Annotated in this window: 22 protein-coding genes; 7 read left to right on the top strand and 15 right to left on the bottom strand. The window is 50.7% G+C overall.

Features of this window, described 5'->3' with window-relative positions; translation table 11 throughout:
- The 4 genes from KDK13_RS17580 to KDK13_RS17565 form a co-directional block, all read left to right on the top strand.
- The coding region (locus tag KDK13_RS17580; protein ID WP_373692253.1) for a heme biosynthesis protein HemY at positions 1 to 814 on the top strand (814 nt) is incomplete at its 5' end.
- Positions 811 to 1,188, top strand: a complete 378-nt coding sequence (locus tag KDK13_RS17575) for a DUF423 domain-containing protein (protein ID WP_257286297.1) — start codon at positions 811 to 813, stop codon at positions 1,186 to 1,188. The genes KDK13_RS17580 and KDK13_RS17575, both read left to right, overlap by 4 nt.
- A gap of 63 nt (positions 1,189 to 1,251) precedes the next feature.
- Positions 1,252 to 1,983, top strand: a complete 732-nt coding sequence (trmB, locus tag KDK13_RS17570) for a tRNA (guanosine(46)-N7)-methyltransferase TrmB (RefSeq protein WP_257286296.1) — start codon at positions 1,252 to 1,254, stop codon at positions 1,981 to 1,983.
- 209 nt (positions 1,984 to 2,192) lie between these two features.
- Positions 2,193 to 3,380 carry a hypothetical protein gene (locus KDK13_RS17565; protein WP_257286295.1) on the top strand — a complete coding sequence of 396 codons (1,188 nt, stop codon included), beginning with the start codon at positions 2,193 to 2,195 and terminating at the stop codon, positions 3,378 to 3,380.
- 31 nt (positions 3,381 to 3,411) lie between these two features.
- Here KDK13_RS17565 and hemW read toward each other — a convergent pair whose 3' ends face one another.
- The 6 genes from hemW to KDK13_RS17535 all read right to left on the bottom strand — a co-directional run bounded on the left by hemW (position 3,412) and on the right by KDK13_RS17535 (position 8,090).
- A complete protein-coding gene (hemW, locus tag KDK13_RS17560; RefSeq protein ID WP_257286294.1) occupies positions 3,412 to 4,569 on the bottom strand; it encodes a radical SAM family heme chaperone HemW in 1,158 nt (385 codons plus the stop codon).
- A gap of 30 nt (positions 4,570 to 4,599) precedes the next feature.
- Positions 4,600 to 5,223, bottom strand: a complete 624-nt coding sequence (rdgB, locus tag KDK13_RS17555) for an RdgB/HAM1 family non-canonical purine NTP pyrophosphatase (protein ID WP_257286293.1) — start codon at positions 5,221 to 5,223, stop codon at positions 4,600 to 4,602.
- 87 nt (positions 5,224 to 5,310) lie between these two features.
- Positions 5,311 to 5,856, bottom strand: a complete 546-nt coding sequence (locus KDK13_RS17550; protein ID WP_257286292.1) for a DUF4426 domain-containing protein — start codon at positions 5,854 to 5,856, stop codon at positions 5,311 to 5,313.
- The gene (metW, locus tag KDK13_RS17545) at positions 5,856 to 6,461 is read right to left on the bottom strand and encodes a methionine biosynthesis protein MetW (RefSeq protein ID WP_257286291.1); all 606 of its coding nucleotides are present in this window, start codon (positions 6,459 to 6,461) and stop codon (positions 5,856 to 5,858) included. Before metW ends, KDK13_RS17550 begins: the two co-directional genes overlap by 1 nt.
- Complete coding sequence (locus KDK13_RS17540; RefSeq protein WP_257286290.1) at positions 6,458 to 7,603, bottom strand: homoserine O-acetyltransferase; 1,146 nt, start codon at positions 7,601 to 7,603, stop codon at positions 6,458 to 6,460. Before KDK13_RS17540 ends, metW begins: the two co-directional genes overlap by 4 nt.
- A 262-nt stretch (positions 7,604 to 7,865) precedes the next feature.
- Positions 7,866 to 8,090, bottom strand: coding sequence for a hypothetical protein (locus KDK13_RS17535; protein WP_257286289.1), 225 nt, complete (start codon positions 8,088 to 8,090; stop codon positions 7,866 to 7,868).
- A 317-nt stretch (positions 8,091 to 8,407) separates the two neighbouring features.
- Between KDK13_RS17535 and KDK13_RS17530 the strand changes: the two genes are divergently transcribed.
- Positions 8,408 to 8,641, top strand: coding sequence for a cell division protein ZapB (locus KDK13_RS17530; protein WP_257286287.1), 234 nt, complete (start codon positions 8,408 to 8,410; stop codon positions 8,639 to 8,641).
- A 38-nt stretch (positions 8,642 to 8,679) separates the two neighbouring features.
- On the opposite strand, the gene KDK13_RS17525 is transcribed toward KDK13_RS17530, so the two are convergent.
- From KDK13_RS17525 to KDK13_RS17510, 4 genes are all read right to left on the bottom strand, one after another.
- Positions 8,680 to 10,593 (bottom strand): ATP-binding cassette domain-containing protein, encoded by a 1,914-nt coding sequence (locus tag KDK13_RS17525; RefSeq protein ID WP_257286286.1) that lies wholly within the window; start codon positions 10,591 to 10,593, stop codon positions 8,680 to 8,682.
- Positions 10,594 to 10,725: 132 nt separating this feature from the next.
- The gene (locus KDK13_RS17520) at positions 10,726 to 11,280 is read right to left on the bottom strand and encodes a YggT family protein (RefSeq protein ID WP_257286285.1); all 555 of its coding nucleotides are present in this window, start codon (positions 11,278 to 11,280) and stop codon (positions 10,726 to 10,728) included.
- An 82-nt stretch (positions 11,281 to 11,362) separates the two neighbouring features.
- Positions 11,363 to 12,184: a pyrroline-5-carboxylate reductase gene (gene proC / locus KDK13_RS17515; protein WP_257286284.1), complete on the bottom strand. Its 822-nt coding sequence runs from the start codon at positions 12,182 to 12,184 to the stop codon at positions 11,363 to 11,365.
- Positions 12,181 to 12,903 (bottom strand): YggS family pyridoxal phosphate-dependent enzyme, encoded by a 723-nt coding sequence (locus KDK13_RS17510; RefSeq protein ID WP_257286283.1) that lies wholly within the window; start codon positions 12,901 to 12,903, stop codon positions 12,181 to 12,183. Before KDK13_RS17510 ends, proC begins: the two co-directional genes overlap by 4 nt.
- A gap of 68 nt (positions 12,904 to 12,971) precedes the next feature.
- On the opposite strand from KDK13_RS17510, the gene KDK13_RS17505 reads away from it, so the two are divergent.
- Both KDK13_RS17505 and KDK13_RS17500 read left to right on the top strand, forming a co-directional pair.
- Positions 12,972 to 14,006, top strand: a complete 1,035-nt coding sequence (locus tag KDK13_RS17505) for a type IV pilus twitching motility protein PilT (RefSeq protein WP_257286282.1) — start codon at positions 12,972 to 12,974, stop codon at positions 14,004 to 14,006.
- Between the two features lie 118 nt (positions 14,007 to 14,124).
- Positions 14,125 to 14,583, top strand: coding sequence for an HNH endonuclease (locus tag KDK13_RS17500; RefSeq protein ID WP_257286281.1), 459 nt, complete (start codon positions 14,125 to 14,127; stop codon positions 14,581 to 14,583).
- A 36-nt stretch (positions 14,584 to 14,619) separates the two neighbouring features.
- Here KDK13_RS17500 and KDK13_RS17495 read toward each other — a convergent pair whose 3' ends face one another.
- The 5 genes from KDK13_RS17495 to gshB all read right to left on the bottom strand — a co-directional run.
- On the bottom strand, positions 14,620 to 15,624 hold the full coding sequence (locus tag KDK13_RS17495) for a DNA cytosine methyltransferase (RefSeq protein ID WP_257286280.1): 1,005 nt from the start codon (positions 15,622 to 15,624) through the stop codon (positions 14,620 to 14,622).
- Between the two features lie 186 nt (positions 15,625 to 15,810).
- Positions 15,811 to 16,263: a Holliday junction resolvase RuvX gene (gene ruvX, locus KDK13_RS17490; protein WP_257286279.1), complete on the bottom strand. Its 453-nt coding sequence runs from the start codon at positions 16,261 to 16,263 to the stop codon at positions 15,811 to 15,813.
- Between the two features lie 20 nt (positions 16,264 to 16,283).
- Positions 16,284 to 16,856 carry a YqgE/AlgH family protein gene (locus tag KDK13_RS17485; protein WP_257286278.1) on the bottom strand — a complete coding sequence of 191 codons (573 nt, stop codon included), beginning with the start codon at positions 16,854 to 16,856 and terminating at the stop codon, positions 16,284 to 16,286.
- A gap of 70 nt (positions 16,857 to 16,926) precedes the next feature.
- Positions 16,927 to 17,817, bottom strand: coding sequence for an energy transducer TonB (locus KDK13_RS17480; protein ID WP_257286277.1), 891 nt, complete (start codon positions 17,815 to 17,817; stop codon positions 16,927 to 16,929).
- 108 nt (positions 17,818 to 17,925) lie between these two features.
- The coding region (gshB, locus tag KDK13_RS17475) for a glutathione synthase (RefSeq protein ID WP_257286276.1) at positions 17,926 to 18,770 on the bottom strand (845 nt) is incomplete at its 5' end.

The following is an 18,770-nucleotide window of genomic DNA, read 5'->3' as shown; positions in this document are numbered from 1 at the left end:
ACGGGCTGACAGCAAAGCGCCGGGTGCAGAAATGGCGATTGGTATCACGCAGGCACAACTCCAGCTGGCCAGTAACCACCTGGAACAGGCGCTGGCCACATTGACGCATCTGCACAAGAAGTATCCACGTCACGGCTATATTCTGAAAATGCTCAAGCAGGTATATATCCGTCTGAATGACTGGCAATCGCTGGAAAAACTGCTGCCCAGGCTGCGTAAGCAAAAAGTGATCAAGGAGGACGAATACCAGCAACTGGAACAACAGGCATTCAAGGCCCTCTTCGAACAGGCTTATAACTATGGCCGAAACCGCTTTTCTGCGGAGGAGAAAACCAAGCCGGCTGATGATATCTGGTCCAGCCTGAGCCACCGTCAGCGGAAGGACCCGGCTATCCTCTATCGTTACTGTGACTGTCTGGTACGGTTGGGTGCCGGGGAAAAAACCGAGCTGCTGCTGCGGGAAAACCTCAATCACTGTTACAGCGAGCAATTGATCCGCCTTTATGGCAAGACGCTTGGCAGAGACCTGAAAAAACAGCTGCTGTTTGCGGAATCACTACTCAGCCAGCGCACCAATGACCCTGAGCTACTGCTGGCGCTGGGTCGCCTGGCACTGCGCAATGAACTCTGGGGTAAGGCCCGGGAATATCTTGAAGCCAGCCTCAGGCTGCGCAAAAGTGTTGATGTGTATAACGAACTGGGTCACCTGCTGGGGCACCTTGATGAGTTTGAAACCAGCTCACGCTATTTCCAGGAAGGCCTGTTGTTAGCGGCTGACCGTGCAACTGATCTGCCGGGGGTGTTTAAATCATGAATGCCCTGTTGGCTGGTGCCGTCAGTGGTATGACAGCAGTGGCACTGAGCGCTTTTGGCGCACATGCGCTGGAGGGCGTTCTCTCTGGGCAAGCGATGGATACGTTCCAGACCGCCGCAGACTATCAGTTCTACCACAGCCTGGCACTGGTGTTCGTTGCCTTGCTGGGAATAAATTATCCCGGCTCAAAAAAGCTGAAGTGGAGCGCTGGTCTCTTTACTGTGGGCATTGTCCTGTTTTCCGGAAGCCTTTACCTTTTGAGTTTAAGCGGTATCCGCTGGCTGGGGATGATTACCCCACTTGGTGGCGTTTCATTCATTCTTGGCTGGTTGCTATTGGCCGTTTTTGCCGCCAGAGATTATTCCCGTACCTGAAATTTGCATTTTACGCTCTGAGCAGTATCTTACGCCGATCATTTTCTACCAACTCAGATGTCCATGAACGATACTGTGAAACCGGTCGATGAGACTGAAGGCCCACAACAGGAAACGCTGCACCAGCGTCAAATCAAAAGTTTTGTGCTTCGTGCCGGTCGTATGACTACGGGCCAGCAAAGAGGCTGGGATGAGTGCTGGCAGGATTGGGGACTGACTCTGGAACAGGGGTCTGAAGGCTTCCTTAATGCTTTCACGGATGAAGCACCACGGGTTCTGGAAATTGGCTATGGCATGGGACACTCCCTGGTCACCATGGCTGCACAGGAGAGCGATAAGCAGTTTATTGGTATTGAAGTACATCGCCCGGGTGTCGGCAGCCTGCTTAATGAAGCCCGTCTGGCGGGTATCCACAACCTGAGAACCTATTGCGACGATGCGGTTCAAGTGCTGAAGCAGTGCGTACCCGATGGTAGCCTGTCACGGGTACAGATTTACTTCCCGGACCCATGGCACAAGAAGCGTCACCATAAACGCCGCCTGATCCAACCCGCTTTTATTGAATCCATCCGCCCCAAGCTGGAAATAGGTGGCATTATTCACCTGGCCACTGACTGGGAAAATTATGCCGAACAGATGCTGGAAGTGATGACCTCGGCAGAAGGTTTCGAGAATATGGCCTCAGATAACGGTTATTCACCAAGACCGGATTTCCGTCCGCTCACCAAGTTTGAAAAGCGTGGTCATCGCTTAGGGCACGGGGTTTGGGACTTGTTATTCAAGCGCACCCGGTAAATGGCCCTGTGGAACCTGCCCATATTGCATATCTCAGATTGATCATATGAAGCCAGGCGATAAACGCCAATGGTAAGATATCACCCTGATATGGATAGGGTTATAGCGGTTCTCAATTTCAGGTTGAGCCGAAGGTTCCACTCGATCTAAAACTATCCGATAGAATAAACATCTATATACCCGTTAAATTAACTTAATGGGTATTTAATATGGCTGATCCATTGCGTCCAAACCCGTTTCGACCCGTCCGGAATCTTGCGGCCCGGGAAGCTTCAGGGCAGCTTCGTCCAGATCAGCCTCGTCCAGCTCAGCCTCAAAAGTGCAGGAAAGTTAAAGTAGATAAACAGCTGCCAACAGCTACCCGGCACCATGATTCAACGACACCATATCCGAAAGATTTAAAGTCGCATAACATAACGACTGAAAAATCGGCCATTTACCCTGGCCATTTCAAAAGTCATTCCTCATCAGGCAGAACAGAATCCAACACCCATGGTCGTACGTCATTGTCCCCATCAGGCCAGGCAAGTCCCGGTTGTTCAAGAACCGTTTTCCGGGAAACAACAATTCGGGAAACAACAGTAAATGGTCGTACGTCATCCTTCGCATCAGGCCAGACAGACCCCGGTAGCCCAAGAACTGTTTTCCGGGAAACAACGATTCGGGAAACAACGGTAAGTGGTGGCGAGCTACCAACCCGATCCGGGCCTTCGGAGGCTGATAGTTTTGTGAAAATGGAGCAGGAGATGGAGCAACGAGTGAACCAGAGAAGAGCTGACTGGCAGGCAAAACGGGAAGCCAGTGGTAAAGAATTTTTTTCAGGCGCTGCCCAGCCATTGGTTGCCAGGCCATTGAAAAAGGAATCCGGGCTTTTTGTGGAAAGGCTCTCCAGGCTAACGTTGGATCAACCTTCTACGTCCGGTAGTGACAGGCACCTCGCTGAAAGTAAACTGAACTCTCAACGCAGAACTTTTCAATCAACCTACCATGTGCGGCATACGCCTGAAAATGTTGTATCAACGCTGGAAACAATAGTGGATAAGTGTATTAAGTGCGCGATAATCAATGTCGGTGAAGGTCTTGAACGTCTCCGAGCGGCTTTAGCGGATGTTCACAAGGAACTCTCCTGGGGAGTGGCATCAACATGGAGTGCTGGCCAGGCCTTACGCAATAGCCAGGAAAATCTGGATACACTGGCCCGTCAATACCGGGCAGACAATTTGGCCAGCCTGACCACGGCTGATATCCCGGAATTCAGAAAGAAAGTAAAGCAGTGTGTCCGTGATTTTATGGAAGCAGCAAAAGCGATAAAGGTTGATCGTGGCAAGATTGTCAAATTAGAGGCAGGTATTGTATTACTACGTTTTCAAAAGACGCGCCCCGCAGAACCCACCTGACCTGAACCTGTCTGAATATGCGGCGAATCACTTATGCAAACAATTCCAGCAAATCATTCAGAAAAAGCCTGCCTGTCGGTGTGGGCTTGATCCTGTTCGCAGATGCAAAAGGTTCCAGCAACGCTTTTTGCCGGGCAAGTTGCAGCTTCTCGAGGATATCGCTCAATGCCTGGCCTGTCCGCTCACCATAGAGCTGTACATCGACGCCGTCATGCAGTCGCAGTACATTCATCATAAACTCAATGGGCAGTTCATCGGCTTCAAGCACTCGTCGCCCTGCCTCAAAGGCGTGGGCAATATAATTGTCAGCGGCCAGATAATCAGCAGGCATCCGGGTTTTCCAGTTACGATAAATCTGTCCGGTAGATGCATTGGTCAACTTGCCATGGGCACCAGCGCCAATACCGAGATAATCACCAAACTGCCAGTAGTTCAGGTTATGTTTTGAGCGTCGCCCGGGCTGGCTGAAGGCAGAAATTTCATACTGCTGGAATCCCGCCGATGCCAGTAAGGCCTGCCCTGCTTCCTGAATATCCCAGAGGGTATCATCCGGCGGTAATGGCGGTGTTTTGGAGTAGAAAACTGTATTTGGCTCAATGGTCAGCTGATACCAGGAGATATGTGCCGGCTTAAGGCCAATGGCCTGTTTCAGGTCGTACAGTGCATCCTCAGGCGATTGCCCCGGTAAACCATGCATCAAATCGATATTGATATTGCTGAAACCATGGCTGGTGATGGAGGCAATGGCCTGTCGGGCTTCATCGGCACAATGAATACGTCCCAGGGCGGCGAGCTTCTCATCCTGAAAGCTCTGAACCCCTAATGAAAGCCGGTTTACCCCGGCATCCAGATAAGCCTGAAAGCGATCGTGCTCGTAGGTGCCCGGGTTGGCTTCCATGGTGATCTCAATATCATCTGAGAACCTTACCCGCGCCTGAAGGCCTTTAAACAGCTTTTGATAAGCGTCTGCCGTCAGCAGGCTGGGTGTGCCGCCACCAATAAAAATTGAATGGATTGGGCGCCCCTGGATGCCGGCCAGTTCGTTGTCAACATCATGCAGCAAGGCGTTGATGTAGGACTCTTCAGGTATATCGCCAGTGATCCTGTGGGAGTTGAAATCACAGTAAGGACACTTCTTCACGCACCATGGCACATGAACATAGAGGCTGAGAGGAGGAAGCTTAAGCATGTTAACAGCACTGAAGCAGGCAACCTGGCTTCAGTGTTTTATCTCCTTGAGGCGGGCAACCAACTGCTGCAATGCCTGGGCTCGATGGCTCAGCTGATTCTTTAGCTCCGAGGGCAGTTCCGCTGCCGTACGATGCTCCGCAGGCACCAGAAACAGTGGGTCATAGCCAAAACCGTGGTCGCCAAGGGCCTCCTCGATGATATAGCCTTCCCACTGACCATGGGCAATGACCGGGGTAGGGTCATGTTCATGGCGGAGGTAAACCAGCACACAGTGAAACCGTGCGGTTCGCTCGGCAGACTTAAGCCCCTGTAACCGATGCAGCAGCTTCTGGTTATTATCAGCAGCGGAAGCATCCGGCCCGGCATAGCGGGCAGAATAGACGCCCGGTGCTCCGTTGAGGTAGTCAACCTCAAGGCCCGAGTCATCGGCAATGACCGGAAGGCCTGATACCCCCGCCGCATAACGGGCCTTGATAATGGCATTTTCAATAAAGGTCAGGCCCGTCTCTTCCGCTTCCGGAAGGGTGGTGCCAATGCCAAACTCACTCTGGGACCGCATCAGAATCCCCAGAGGCTCGAACATCGTCCGAAACTCCGCCAGCTTGCCCTGATTACCACTGGCAAGCACAACCTTGCGAATCCCCTCATTCATACTGTTTCTCACAATTCAACATATGACCCCTGGTTAAAATGTCGCTGCACAGAACCAGCAACACAACCAGAACTGACAAACGACATTTTAATGGTAAAAGATCTGCTCAAAGCGAAGTGTCTCACTTCGGGAGCTGCCCTGAGGCTTAACATCTATGGCAAATTTTAGCAGCTCTTCATCGGAAAACTTAAAGTCGGCCAGATAGTAAATTGCGCTGCCTTCCTTGACCTCAGAAAATTTCAGGCTGTTTTTCTGGGTCAGCAGGTTCATCGTATGGCCACTGATCCTTCCGGTGACTGCGGTGCCCAGCTCATCGGATGACACATCACGAATGGCAATATTGACGATACCGTACCGGTCACCCCGACGGAGATTATATTGCCCTGCAATACCAGGGGGTATAAATGTACTATTGAAAGCACTGAAATAAACCTGATAGTTGCCCATCTGAATGGGGTCCTGGTTCATCACCCGGGCTTCTGGAATCTGACTTTCAGCCATCACAGGATTAACCATCCCAATAACTCCCAGCATCAGCAAGGCCGGGCATGGCATCAAGCGCCGACATGCCATCAAGCGCCGACATGCCATCAAAAGCTGAGCCATTGACGTTAAATAGTGCAGGATCGCCATTATGCAGTATCTCCGGTTGTTAAGTGATAAATAGCCACTTCACCCATCAGATTTGGCCAGGCACGGCTCGCCAACCCGCTTTTATACGATTGATCCACAACCATTCGGTTCAATACCCGGTAGTTTTTTGCCTGGCACAGCGCTTCAAAGTCCCTGAAGGTACAAAAGTGAATATTGGGTGTGTCATACCAGGTATAAGGCATAAACTTCGAGACCGGCATGCGGCCATAGGCTGTAAGATAAAGGCGGCAACGCCAGTGTCCGAAGTTAGGGAAGGTGACAATACATTCCCGCCCAACCCTGAGCATCTCCTCCAGCACCAGGTGTGGAAAGTGCATCACCTGAAGCGCCTGGGTCATAATTACGGTATCAAAACTGCCATCCCTGAAGTTCCCCAAACCGCGATCCAGATTCTGTTCAATGACGTTTACCCCACGCTCAATGCAGGCTTCAATATCCGGGGCATTAATTTCCAGGCCATAGCCTCTCACCTGCTTGTCCCGCTGCAGCTCATGCAACAGCTGTCCATCACCACAGGCCAGGTCAAGAATCCGGCTGCCCGGGGCAACCCAGTTCCTGATAATCCCAACATCCCCCCGACTCATAAGCACTCCTGCGCCACCCGGTTCAAATAGGCCGACAAACCACGCACGTAGCGGGGAATATTGATCAGAAAAGCATCGTGCCCCTGGGGAGCCGCCACTTCAAGGTAAGTAACATCCTTATCCACCCCGGTCAGTGCATCAACAATCTCCCTTGAGCGTTCTGGTGAGAAACGCCAGTCAGTTGAGAATGAAGCGAGAAAGAAACTGGCGGTTGCCCGGCTGAGTGCATCCGGCAGGCTGTTTTCATAATCACTGGCCGGATCAAAGTAATCCAGTGCCCGGGTCATTAACAGATAGGTGTTGGCATCAAAACTTCCGGAAAAGCTCTCGCCCTGATAACGGAGGTAACTTTCTATCTGGAATTCAACATTATAATCGTAACTGAAACCTGCATTTTTCAGCTCACGACCGAATTTCGCCCCCATGGCATCGTCAGACAGATAAGTGATATGGCCCACCATGCGGGCAAGCCCCAAACCCTTGCGGGGTATGTTATTCTCTTCCAGGTAACGGCCACCGGAAAACTGATCATCGGACAGGATGGCCTGCCGGGCTACTTCATTAAAGGCAATATTCTGGGCAGACAGTCTGGCCGCTGAAGCAATGATGACGGCATGGCGAAGTCTTTCGGGGTAGGCAATGCTCCATTGCAGTGCCTGCATCCCGCCCAGGCTTCCGCCGATCACCGCCGCCCATTGCGCAATGCCCAGATGGTCCGCCAGCATGACCTGGCTGTTAACCCAGTCTGCGACAGTGACCATTGGAAAGTCCGGGCCATAAGGTTTGCCTGTTTCAGGATTGATACTGGTCGGGCCAGTACTGCCGTGGCATCCCCCCAGGTTATTGAGAGCGACAACAAAGAACCGGCGGGTATCGATCGGTTTCCCCGGGCCAATAAAGTTATCCCACCAGCCGGGCTTACGATCGGCCATACTGTGATAGCCTGCGGCATGATGGTGCCCACTGAGGGCGTGGCAGATCAGTACAGCATTGGAGCGGGAGTGGTTCAGTTCACCATAGGTTTCAACCATCAGCTGAAACCCTTCCAGCCGCTCGCCACAGTTCAACGACAGTGACTGATCAAACGGTATGACTTTGGGCTCCACGAGCCCAACCGAATCGGCAGGCATCAATTCAGGCATAAACTTCCTATTTCTTTTTTGTTGGTCATAGCACAGCGCCCTGAAGGTGCCTTTCTACACATTCCCGATCCGCAGTAAAGTCATCTTGACCTTACCGAAAGTCGTTCACTATGGCTCTTAAGGCTTGTTATTAATCAGTAAAGAACGCTCTCACAGAAACAAAGAGAGCTACAGAAACTGTCGGCAGTTTATCGCCTTCATTTTTTTTTGTCAGCTTATCCGGGGTTGATTATCTGACGATTGCCTGGCTAACCGCGGGTGATTAGGTTCTGACGACAGGTAACTCCAAAGCCAGTTCCGTCAACGCCAGGACATGGCTCAAAAAGTAGCCCTCAACCTGTCGTGAGCAAAAGTGAAGGTGTCGTTCATTAATGTATTGATCAACACTTTGATTGTTGACCAGGGAAATATAGAATGCCCGAATCGCCTCATCTTCAACATTCAAGGCTGAAATAATTCTGGCACAGGGCTGAGAAGTCTTGCTCATTTGGAACTCCCGAAGCAACAGGCTTCTGGGTACTTGTCTTCCTATGAAGGACTATCCTGCAATGACGCTTCATTCGGAATGAGCCCACAAGGCAACAGATTGCTCTGCTTTAAAATGCATCGTACTGATACCGATAAATTCAACGATAATCTTGAATTAAACCTAGTATAGTCAGGCTTTACTGAAGTATTCTTAATGGCAGCAAACTCTCGCGATCAAAACCGCGATCAAAACCGATAAAAACGTGCTATCGTAACTTTCCGCAATAGTGCAAACTATTGAATACTTTTCACAGACCTCTCGGTGCAAATGTCGTTATGTCTATTGAATCCCTAGGCCAACTTGAATCAAGACTCCAGAACCTGATTGACAAACTGGAACTGTCAAGAATGGAAGTAGAAGACCTCAGGTCTGCTAATACCCGACTTGAAGAAGAGAATATCCAGCTTAAGCAGGAACTCTCCGCATGGGGTGAGCGTGTGACTGCCCTGTTGGGTAAACTGGATATTGTCAATGAGGAAGAAACCAGCGAGCACGAAGCTGTCGCATAAATTATGGGGCATCCATGCCCCACGATTTATCAGCCGTTTTATAAGGCAGTCTCGGCGTTTTCGATGGCTTCCAGAGCTTCCATCCATGCCTCTTCTACTTCTGAAGTCTGCTGCTTAAGTCCCGTTTGCCGCGTCAGCAGTTCTTTCAGTTTCTCTTTAGCCGTTTCTTCGTAGATCAAAGGGTCTGAGAGCTGTTCTTCAACTTGCGCCAATGAGGATTGCAGGTCTTCCAGCTGACTTTCCAGTTGCTCCGCTTTTTGCCTCAAAGGCCTCAGGGCTTTACGCCGTTCAGCCTCCTGTCGTCGTATGTCTTTTTTCTGTTGTGAAGAACTGGTGATGTCTCCTGCGTTCTCACTGCTGCTACGGGATTCATTGCGTTCCCTGGAGCGCAGCTGAACCAGCCATTGGCTGTAGTCATCAAGATCACCTGAATATGCTTCCATTCGGCCATCATGAACCAGATAGAGTTCATCTGTCGTGCTGCGGATCAGGTTGCGATCATGGGAAACCAGAATCACTGCCCCTTCGAATGACTGTAAGGCCATGGTCAGGGCCAGACGCATATCCAGATCAAGATGGTTGGTTGGCTCATCAAGCAACAGCAGGTTTGGTTTTTGCCAACCGATGATCGCCAGGGCCAGTCTGGCTTTCTCACCACCGGAAAACCCTTGAATCGACTCAAGGGCCTTATCCCCATGAAAACCAAACCCGCCCAGAAAGTTTCTCAAATCCTGCTCTCTGGCCTCTGGCGAAAGCCTTTGCAGATGCAGCAAAGGGCTGGCATTGAAATCCAGGCTCTCCAGCTGGTGCTGGGCGAAATAGCCAATCCTTAAGTGCTCTCCCTGATGAACTTTGCCCGAAATCAGTGGCAATTCCCTGGCGAGCGTTCTGATCAGGGTTGATTTACCCGCACCATTGGCGCCAAGCAGCCCGATCCGACTGCCAGGTTGAATGTTGATGCCCAGTTTTAATAACGGCTTATCACCGTAACCGAGTTCTGCCGAATCCAGCACCAGTAACGGTGCTGACATCTTATCGGCTTCCGGAAAGGTAAAAGAGAATGGTGAATCCACATGGGCCGCTGAAATTTCCTCAAGCCTTGCCAGCGCCTTCAGACGACTTTGTGCCTGCTTGGCCTTGGTCGCCTTGGCCCGGAAACGCTCAACAAATTTTTCCATATGAGCCCGCAGCTTCTGCTGCTTCTCAAAGGCAGCCTGCTGCTGTTGCAATCGCTGTGCGCGAAGGTGCTCAAAAGCCGAATAGTTGCCACGGTACTGGAACAGTGTCTGATGTTCTATGTGGAGCGTATGATCGGTAATGGCATCGAGAAAATCCCGGTCATGGGAAATAACCAGCAACGTTCCCGGGTATCGCCTGAGAAAGTTTTCCAGCCAGACAATGGCATCAAGATCCAAATGGTTGGTGGGTTCATCAAGTAGCATGATGTCGGACGGGCACATCAGCGTTTTTGCCAGATTCAGGCGCATCCGCCAGCCACCGGAAAAGTCGCGGACACTTTTTTTCAGTACCTCGTGATTGAAGCCCAGTCCATGCAACAGCTGTTCTGCCCGGGAACGGGCGGTGTAGCCATCAGCGCTCAGCAGCTGCTCATGGAGATCGGCCAGTTTTTCGTGCTTTCCTGCGGTTTCTGCTTCAGTAATTGCCTGCTCTATCCGGCGCAGCTCAACATCACCATCCAATACATAGTCCACCGCATTGCGGTCCAGGACATCAATTTCCTGGGCCATATGGGCCAGTCCACGCCCCTTATCAAACGCGAGCTCACCTTTATCCGGTTGCAAATCTCCGGTAAGCAACGCAAGCAGGCTTGATTTGCCACACCCATTGGCACCCACAAGGCCAACGTGCTGACCGGAATGGATGATTGTTGATGCATTCTCCAGAAGGAGCTTGCCAGACCTTAACAGGCTGATGGAATTCAATGTGATCATTGATACGGTCTAATTATGGACGTCCGGTTAAACCTGATAATAAAGGGCGATTATCCTGACGCCGGAAAAAACAGACTGCTTCTCTACTCTCCTTGCCTTGCCAGAGAGTATCATCGAAGCAGTAAAGTTCGCTTAAGCAAGCGCTCCAAGGAAATTTTTCAGCGTGATAATAATGATCACCATGATCATCAGGGAAAAATCCAGCCCGCCAAGGGGGGGAATCACTTTGCGTATACGACTGGTGAGCGGCTCGGTAATCTGGAACAGTAGCATCAGTCCCGGGTTATAGCTGTTCGGTGCTACCCAGCTGGCAATGGCGATAATAATCAGGCTGAACATATAAATATTCAGAAACTCGATGCACAGTTTAATCAGGCTACTGATCAGGACGCTGGGGAAAGGAATGGTCGCCAGCGAGTACCCTCCCATCAATAGCAATACATAGAGCAGGACGATCTGAAGTATCAGTGCCAGCACCAGAGAGGCCATATCCACACCGCCATAACCGGGAATGATCTTGCGGACAGGGTTGAGTAGTGGCGATGTTGCCTTCACGATGGCCTGGGAAATAGGGTTATAAAAGTCGGCTCGAACCAGCTGAAGCAGGAAGCGAATCAACACAGCCATGATATACAAACCACCCAGAGTTTGGATCAGGAAGCTGAGACTCGAAGAAAGTGCAGACATAGAGTGTATTGGTTACCCTGTTTTTCAATCAATAAATGTTAATACAATAAAGGCTTATCACCGTACGTCAACAGGCTGAAAATCAGTCCTTCAGGGCTTCTGCCAGCTCTATCGACCGGTTGACGGCAGCATTCATTGCCTTCTCTACCAGCTCAGGCAACCCCTGTTCCTGAAACGTCTTTATGGCCTGTTCCGTGGTTCCGTTGGGAGAGGTAATGCGACGACGAAGTTCGGCGGCATCAACATCACTTTCCGTCGCCATTCTGGCCGCCCCAAGGGCCGTTTGCAGGGTCAGCTGTCTTGATGTTTCTGCATCAAGGCCAAGACGGGTACCGACCTGTTCCATAATCTCCATCAGCAGGAAATAGTAGGCCGGGCCACTGCCGGAAACAGCAATGACCGCATCAATTAACGACTCCCGGTCAACCCACCTGGCAATACCAATGGCCTTAAAAATATCATCAGTCAGCACTTTCTGGGCAGTACTGACATTGTTGTTGGCGAACAGACCGCTGGCACCACATTGCAGCGCAGAAGGTGTGTTCGGCATACTGCGAACGATTGCGCGGTGTTCTCCTCCCCAGTTCTGCAAGCTTTCCATGGTTATGCCGGCAGCGACGGAGATGATCAGTGCATCCGGTTTTATGGACGGAGTTAAGTCCGTCAGAACCGCTTTCATCACCTGTGGCTTCACACAAAGCATAATGACGTCAGCCTTGCTGACGGCCTGGTGGTTGTCCACGGTGGTTTCAATATTAAATTTTTCGCGGATATCGGACAGCGTTGCTGCCGTTTTTGCAGTAGCAATCAGCTGATAGGTTGGCCAGCCATTACTGATCAGGCCACCGATAATAGCGCTGGCCATATTACCAGCACCGATAAAAGCAAAGGTTGACTCAGTCATGGGTTGTTATCCGTTTGAGGCTCCTGTTGATGAGCGAGTCTGGAGCCAAACAGCGCAGTCCCTACACGAACCATGGTTGAACCCTCCTGAATAGCGGACTCAAGATCATCCGTCATGCCCATCGACAAGGTATCCATGGTCAGCGAGAACTCAGCATTCAGGGTATGCAACGCATTGGTCATTGCCCGGAAAGGCTCGCGCTGTCGGTCAGGATCCATTTCAGGGGCTGGAATAGCCATAAGCCCACGCAGGTTCAGGTTGGGTAGACGGGCAATGGATTGCACCAGTGATGGCAGCTCACTCAGGCTGATTCCGGATTTTGTCCCTTCCCCGCTGATATTCACTTGCAGGCAGATATTTAATGGGGGAAGTTCCCGGGGGCGTTGATCATTCAGCCGTTGCGCGATTTTCAGGCGGTCAACACTGTGAACCCAGTCAAAGTGGCTGCTGATATCCCGGGTTTTGTTGGACTGGATGGGACCGATGAAATGCCAGTGGATGTCCGCAAGGTCATTGAGCTCATTCATTTTGCCCAGGGCTTCCTGAAGGTAGCTTTCACCAAAATGCCTTTGACCCAGATGCCATGCTTCACGCACCATAGAGGCAGGTTTGGTTTTGCTGACGGCCAGCAGTTGCACTTGCCCGTTGCGATCGCAGGCCTGCTCAGCTTGATGAATTCGGTTATAAACCCGTTGAAAGCGGTTTTGTAATAAGGTCATCAGGTTGTACATTACCGGGATAATAAATCAGCTAGTTTACCTGCTTCCTGGTGCAAGGGGGATAATAAATGGATATTACTGAACTATTGGCGTTCAGCTATAAACAGGGGGCTTCGGATCTGCATTTATCAGCAGGGCTGCCGCCGATTATTCGCATCGATGGCGATGTCCGCCGGATCAATCTGCCGCCCATGGACCAGAAGGAAGTTCATGGGCTGATCTATGACATCATGAACGACAAACAGCGTAAAGATCTGGAAGAACACCTGGAAGCGGACTTCTCGTTTGATGTCCCTGGCGTTGCCCGTTTCCGTGTTAATGCTTTCAACCAGAACAGGGGGGCAGGGGCGGTGTTCAGGGCAATCCCCAGTAAAGTACTGACCATGGATGACCTGGGCATGGGCCAGGTATTTAAAACCATTGCGGATAAACCCAGGGGGTTAGTGCTGGTGACTGGCCCTACCGGCTCTGGCAAGAGTACCACGCTGGCCGCCATGATGGATTACATTAATGACACCAAATACCAGCATATCCTGACCATTGAAGACCCCATCGAATTTATCCACACCCCGAAAAAGTGCCTGGTCAACCAGCGGGAAGTGCACCGGGATACCCATAGCTTCAGCAGTGCCCTGCGCTCTGCGTTGCGTGAAGATCCGGATATTATCCTGGTCGGTGAAATGCGTGACCTGGAAACCATCCGCCTGGCCATGACGGCTGCTGAAACCGGCCACCTGGTGTTCGGTACGTTGCACACCACCTCGGCGGCAAAGACCATTGACCGTATCGTTGATGTATTCCCGGCGGAAGAAAAGTCCATGGTGCGTTCCATGCTCTCGGAATCACTCCAGGCGGTAATCTCGCAAACCCTGTTGAAGAAAAACGGCGGAGGCCGTGTAGCTGCCCATGAGATTATGCTCGGCACCGCCGGTATCCGAAACCTGATTCGGGAAGATAAGGTTGCCCAGATGTACTCGGCCATCCAGACCGGTGGCGGGCTTGGCATGCAAACCCTGGACCAGTGTCTGATGGACCTGATGAAAAAGGGACTGATCACTCGTGATGTCGCCCGTGAAAAGGCCAAGGATCGTGATGCGTTTTAGGTGACCATGTTCAGGCGCCCATCTTTAGCCCGGATATTTCATAACTGATTTTGCACAATGGTAAATATGAAATTCCGTGATACAGTCTGATGTCGTATATAAGGTGAGATATTGCTAAATGACATTGGATGAGTACATTGATGCTTTGCCTGCCAGAAGGCTACTAAGTGGGGCCAAAAGAAAAATTCTTGTTAGCTTGTGGGGGGATGGCCAGTCATTTCCGGGTACTTGGGTAAAGAGTTCATATCTTCTTGAACTAACCGGACAAAAGTATTTTGACAGGAGAGCGCGTGAGCTGAGAGATGAGCTTGGTTGTGATATTGAAACCAGGCATTATGATGGAGAGCATTGTTGGAGATTAAATTCAACAAAAATCAGTCAAGGTAACACACGGCAATATCTTTCTGAAAAGCAAAAAAAAGAGCTTTTCAATAGCTGTGATTATCAATGTTCTATTTGTGGAAAAGAGACTGGTCCGGGTGTCAGGGGGCTTCAAGCGGATCACAAAGTACCTTTGATAAGAGGTGGATCGCATGAGTTTTCGAACTGGCAGGGTATATGCAACGAGTGCAAATGAAAAATGAATTGGTAATTAAGGCTCTGGAATTTTACTTCAAAAACCAATAGCTAGTTGTTGTTGGTCGTGTTTAATCACTTTTTCGGGTTTTGTCTGCTTGAGCAGTGCAAGCTTTATTTGTGTACCTACGGCTGCGGCAACAGGTGGTGGGAAGGCGTTGCCAATCTGACGGTATGCATGGGTTTTTGTACCAAAAAACTGCCAGCTGTCAGGGAAACCCTGGATTCTTGCGGCCATTCTCAGAGAGAGATATGGCATATTCTCAAGGCCTGTTTTACCAACAAAATTAGCATCAGGAGCTTCATACATTACGTTGTGACCATTTACTGATAGCTCAGCCCAGGCTTTTTTTGCTCTGGTGGGGCCAAGATCAGGGCCACCATGTTTTTTTGATCCTCCAACCAAAGTAGGGGCAATTGAATTTGCTTTTTTCACCCAGCTTTTCACATGAGGCCAACCATTTGCTCCCATGAGATCTTCGAGTAAAGTTCCAACAGTCATGTTGTTGCTATTTGGGGTTGGCCATTTGAAGAACTGTTTATAATCTGTTCTCAACGCAACCATTATAACCCTGGGTCTAAGCTGGCAGACGCCGTAGTCCGATGCGTTTAACAGTTTCCAATCTGACCAATAACCAAGGTTTTCAAGATGGCTGGAGATATGCCTGCGGTACTCATCAAATTTAGGGTCTAGAAGTCCCCTCACATTTTCGAGCATTACTGCTTTTGGTTTTGACTCTTCTACTATCCTTAGCGCTTCATCAAACAGATTTCTTTCATCATCAGTACCAAGCTGCTTCCCGGCATGACTAAACGGTGGGCAGGGAACACCGCCAGCGATTAAATCCACTTGTCCCTTAAAAGGTTTTGCGTCAAATGCTCGTAAGCAGCCCTCAACTACATTCCATTCATGGCGGTTAAGCCTTAAGGTTTCACAAGCATGATGATCGTTTTCAACTAAGGCCAGATGTTCAAACCCTGCCATCTCCAAGCCAATAGCCTGTCCACCACCTCCAGCACAAAGTTCAATTGAAGTTAGCATTATGTCTCCGATGATTTGCCAGTTGAAAATATTGTACTGTATTTATAGACAGTGAAAAATGTAAGATTATCCCAATTTGGATAGTGTTTGACCTTAAGGTAGACATTAAACGCCTACTCCCTGCTTCGGGAAGTAAAAGACAAAACCACGAAGGAAACAAATGTGCAAATTATTCCGGGACAATTCCTAAGAGGTACCCATCAGGTGCTCATTCCGGGGATCATTCAGCCAGGCTTCCAGGATAATCTGGGCGGCCATGGCATCCACCGGGTTTGATCCGTAATGCCCTTTATGGCCAAGCTTGTCGGCCCATTCTTTGGCTTCAAAAGACGTTAGTCGTTCATCCGCTGGATAAAATGGCAGGTTGAAGCGTCCATGAATCCGGTTACCAAACTTTCTGGCGCGTCGTGACATGTCTGACTCTGAGCCATCCATATTCAATGGAATGCCGACGACAATGGCATCAGGCTTCCATTCGTTGATAAGCGCTTCAACCTGAGCCCAGTCCGGGATGCCATCTCTTGCTTTCAACGATGGTAGGGCCGAGGCGGTTCGGGTAATGGTCTGTCCAGCAGCAACGCCGATGTTACGGGTGCCAAAGTCAAAACCCAGTACGGTACGTAATTTCTTATCGGTCATCAATTTTTAGTCAAAAGAGCCTATGCATGGCCAACCTGGTCAGAAATCAGGTTGATATTAACACCCAGTGTGCTGGCTGCTGCACTGAGCCTCAGGTGGTAAGGTATATCGAAAACAATGGATGGATGCGCCTCGCAGGTCAGCCAGGCATTCTCGGAAATTTCCTTTTCCAGCTGACCTGCTCCCCAGCCGGCATAACCAAGGGCAACCAGCGCCTGCTTTGGGCCTTTGCCTTCTGCCATTGCCACCAGTACATCGGTTGATGTGGCCAGTTGCAGTCCCGGGCATATCTCCAGGCTGGCATTCCAGCAGGACTCTCCGGAGTTCAGGACAAAACCTATCTCCTGGGACACCGGGCCTCCAGAGTATACCGCGTGCTGACTCACGCCTGACTGCTCGTGGTGATCAATACCAATCTGCCGGAATATCTCGCTCATCGGCAGAGTGCTTGGTCGATTGACCACAATACCCAGGGCACCTTCCGGGCTGTGCTCACAGATAATAGTCAGCGTTTCAGCAAAAGAAGGGTCCGCCATGCCGGGCATGGCAATCAGGAAGTGACTTTTGAAATTCTGGAAAGGAACACTGCTCATAGCGGCAGTATTAGGGTAAAGCGTATTTATGGCAAGTCTTGATACTTATATTCACTCGATACACTAAAGCTTACTGGCTAAATAGTCGATCCCCCGGCTCAAAGCGCCAGGTACGGATGATCTCGACGATATCATAGCTCTTGAGTGTGTCGTCGAATGGGGCAAAGGGGGACGCCATTCTCACAATACGAACCGCAGCATCATCCAGTACCCGAAAGCCAGAGGATTCCAGTATCTCAACCGTTGACAGCGTACCATCCCGGTTGATCGCGACCATCAGGCGCAGCTCGCCATAGAGCCGGTCCTTACGTGCTTTTTCCGGATAGTTGATGTTGCCAACTTTCTCAACCTTTCGCCGCCAGGACTCTTTATAAAATGCGCCGGCTTCCTGCAATGTTGATGCCGCTGTCAGCCGCTTGATACGGGGGCGCCTGGCGTACTCCTGGCGCTGCTGATGGAATTGGGCTTCAAGGCTGGCAATTTCATTTTTCAGGTCAATGTGCCGGCGTGGTTTATCTTTTTCGACCGCTACGGGTTCCGGTTTTTCACTGTCATCCGCCGTGGCCACTTTCTGGGTGCTCTTTGCCTGTGTGGTTACCCTTGTCTGTTGGGTCAGGGTTTGCTCAGGCTGAGCTGCCGTTTGTGATTGTGGCTGGACTTCCTTAATTGTGTCTTCCTGAAACTGTGCCAGCTGGTCACTGGAGGGCAATGCTTTTTCTTCCAGCGTCCCACTGCCCTGTTGATTGATCTGGGCCAGGTAGTCGGCTTGTTTTGGTTTCTCTTTGCTTTGATAGCTGGCCAGGGTCACTTCCAGCGTTGGCGGTGGTGCAGGCTTGTCCTTAAAGCTGAACGTTACCCCCAGTACGATCAGAACGTGCAGAACCGCCGCCATAAACAGGGTAAAACCCAGACGGTCTGCCGTCGATATGGTTGCTGAAGAGATGGTAGCTGGCTGAGTCATAGCGTCCTGATTAATACGACAAGAACCCTTTTTTCAGGGCAGACCTGATATTAAAGACTATATGCAAGATCCCGTTGAAAAAAAACAGTCTGGGGATTAATCGTCTGGTCAGGGTCTGGCCTTGAGTTTTTCCTCAATCTTATCCATCAGCTGACCGGCGATGTTGAGGGCAAACTGGTTGTCCAGTTCCCGGATGCAGGTCGGTGAGGTAACGTTGATTTCTGTCAGGTAGTCACCAATAACATCCAGTCCGACAAAGATCAGGCCTTTCTTGCGAAGTTCCGGTCCTACCTGGCGGGCAACCCACAGATCCCGTTCACTCAGGGGGCGTCCTTCACCGGTGCCGCCCGCTGCCAGGTTGCCCCTGAGTTCCCCGGCAGCCGGAATGCGCGCCAGGCAGTAGGGAACGGGTTCCCCATCAATCATCAGGATGCGCTTGTCACCGGATGTAATATCCGGAATAAACTTTTGAATCATGGCCTGGCGCTGACCCATTTCCGTCAGGGTTTCAATGATTACGCTTAAGTTCGGATCATTTGGCTTCGCGCGAAAAATAGAGCTGCCGCCCATGCCATCCAGTGGTTTCAGTACCACGTCGCCATGTTCTGCCGCGAACTCTTTCAGCAGCCTTGGGCTGCGGGAAACCATCACCGGGGGCGTGCATTGTGGAAACAGCGTGGCAAACATCTTTTCGTTACAGTCGCGGATACTGCGGGGGTTATTAACAATCAGTGTTCCGGCCGCCTGAGCCTGTTCCAGCAGGTAAGTGCTGTAAATAAACTCCATATCAAAGGGAGGGTCCTTGCGCATCAGGATGACATCCAGCGCATCCAGCGGCATCTCCTGACGTTCCTGCAGTTCAAACCAGTGTTCAGGGTCAGCATTCACGGTTAATGGCTTAACGCTGCCCATGGCGATGCCTTCTTTCTGATAAAGGTCGGCCTGTTCCATGT

This window comes from Endozoicomonas sp. SESOKO1 (assembly GCF_024606265.1).
In the GTDB taxonomy this organism is placed as follows: domain Bacteria; phylum Pseudomonadota; class Gammaproteobacteria; order Pseudomonadales; family Endozoicomonadaceae; genus Endozoicomonas.
Note: the sequence above shows the minus strand (reverse complement) of the source record. Positions and strands in the feature narration are given on the sequence as shown.

Bases quoted from the DNA above. Each gene is read 5' to 3' on its own strand.
- KDK13_RS17575 (WP_257286297.1), top strand. From the start codon at position 811: ATGAATGCCCTGTTGGCTGGTGCCGTCAGTGGTATGACAGCAGTGGCA.
- trmB (WP_257286296.1), top strand. From the start codon at position 1,252: ATGAACGATACTGTGAAACCGGTCGATGAGACTGAAGGCCCACAACAG.
- KDK13_RS17565 (WP_257286295.1), top strand. From the start codon at position 2,193: ATGGCTGATCCATTGCGTCCAAACCCGTTTCGACCCGTCCGGAATCTT.
- hemW (WP_257286294.1), bottom strand. From the start codon at position 4,569: ATGCTTAAGCTTCCTCCTCTCAGCCTCTATGTTCATGTGCCATGGTGC.
- rdgB (WP_257286293.1), bottom strand. From the start codon at position 5,223: ATGAATGAGGGGATTCGCAAGGTTGTGCTTGCCAGTGGTAATCAGGGC.
- KDK13_RS17550 (WP_257286292.1), bottom strand. From the start codon at position 5,856: ATGGCGATCCTGCACTATTTAACGTCAATGGCTCAGCTTTTGATGGCA.
- metW (WP_257286291.1), bottom strand. From the start codon at position 6,461: ATGAGTCGGGGGGATGTTGGGATTATCAGGAACTGGGTTGCCCCGGGC.
- KDK13_RS17540 (WP_257286290.1), bottom strand. From the start codon at position 7,603: ATGCCTGAATTGATGCCTGCCGATTCGGTTGGGCTCGTGGAGCCCAAA.
- KDK13_RS17535 (WP_257286289.1), bottom strand. From the start codon at position 8,090: ATGAGCAAGACTTCTCAGCCCTGTGCCAGAATTATTTCAGCCTTGAAT.
- KDK13_RS17530 (WP_257286287.1), top strand. From the start codon at position 8,408: ATGTCTATTGAATCCCTAGGCCAACTTGAATCAAGACTCCAGAACCTG.
- KDK13_RS17525 (WP_257286286.1), bottom strand. From the start codon at position 10,593: ATGATCACATTGAATTCCATCAGCCTGTTAAGGTCTGGCAAGCTCCTT.
- KDK13_RS17520 (WP_257286285.1), bottom strand. From the start codon at position 11,280: ATGTCTGCACTTTCTTCGAGTCTCAGCTTCCTGATCCAAACTCTGGGT.
- proC (WP_257286284.1), bottom strand. From the start codon at position 12,184: ATGACTGAGTCAACCTTTGCTTTTATCGGTGCTGGTAATATGGCCAGC.
- KDK13_RS17510 (WP_257286283.1), bottom strand. From the start codon at position 12,903: ATGACCTTATTACAAAACCGCTTTCAACGGGTTTATAACCGAATTCAT.
- KDK13_RS17505 (WP_257286282.1), top strand. From the start codon at position 12,972: ATGGATATTACTGAACTATTGGCGTTCAGCTATAAACAGGGGGCTTCG.
- KDK13_RS17500 (WP_257286281.1), top strand. From the start codon at position 14,125: ATGACATTGGATGAGTACATTGATGCTTTGCCTGCCAGAAGGCTACTA.
- KDK13_RS17495 (WP_257286280.1), bottom strand. From the start codon at position 15,624: ATGCTAACTTCAATTGAACTTTGTGCTGGAGGTGGTGGACAGGCTATT.
- ruvX (WP_257286279.1), bottom strand. From the start codon at position 16,263: ATGACCGATAAGAAATTACGTACCGTACTGGGTTTTGACTTTGGCACC.
- KDK13_RS17485 (WP_257286278.1), bottom strand. From the start codon at position 16,856: ATGAGCAGTGTTCCTTTCCAGAATTTCAAAAGTCACTTCCTGATTGCC.
- KDK13_RS17480 (WP_257286277.1), bottom strand. From the start codon at position 17,817: ATGACTCAGCCAGCTACCATCTCTTCAGCAACCATATCGACGGCAGAC.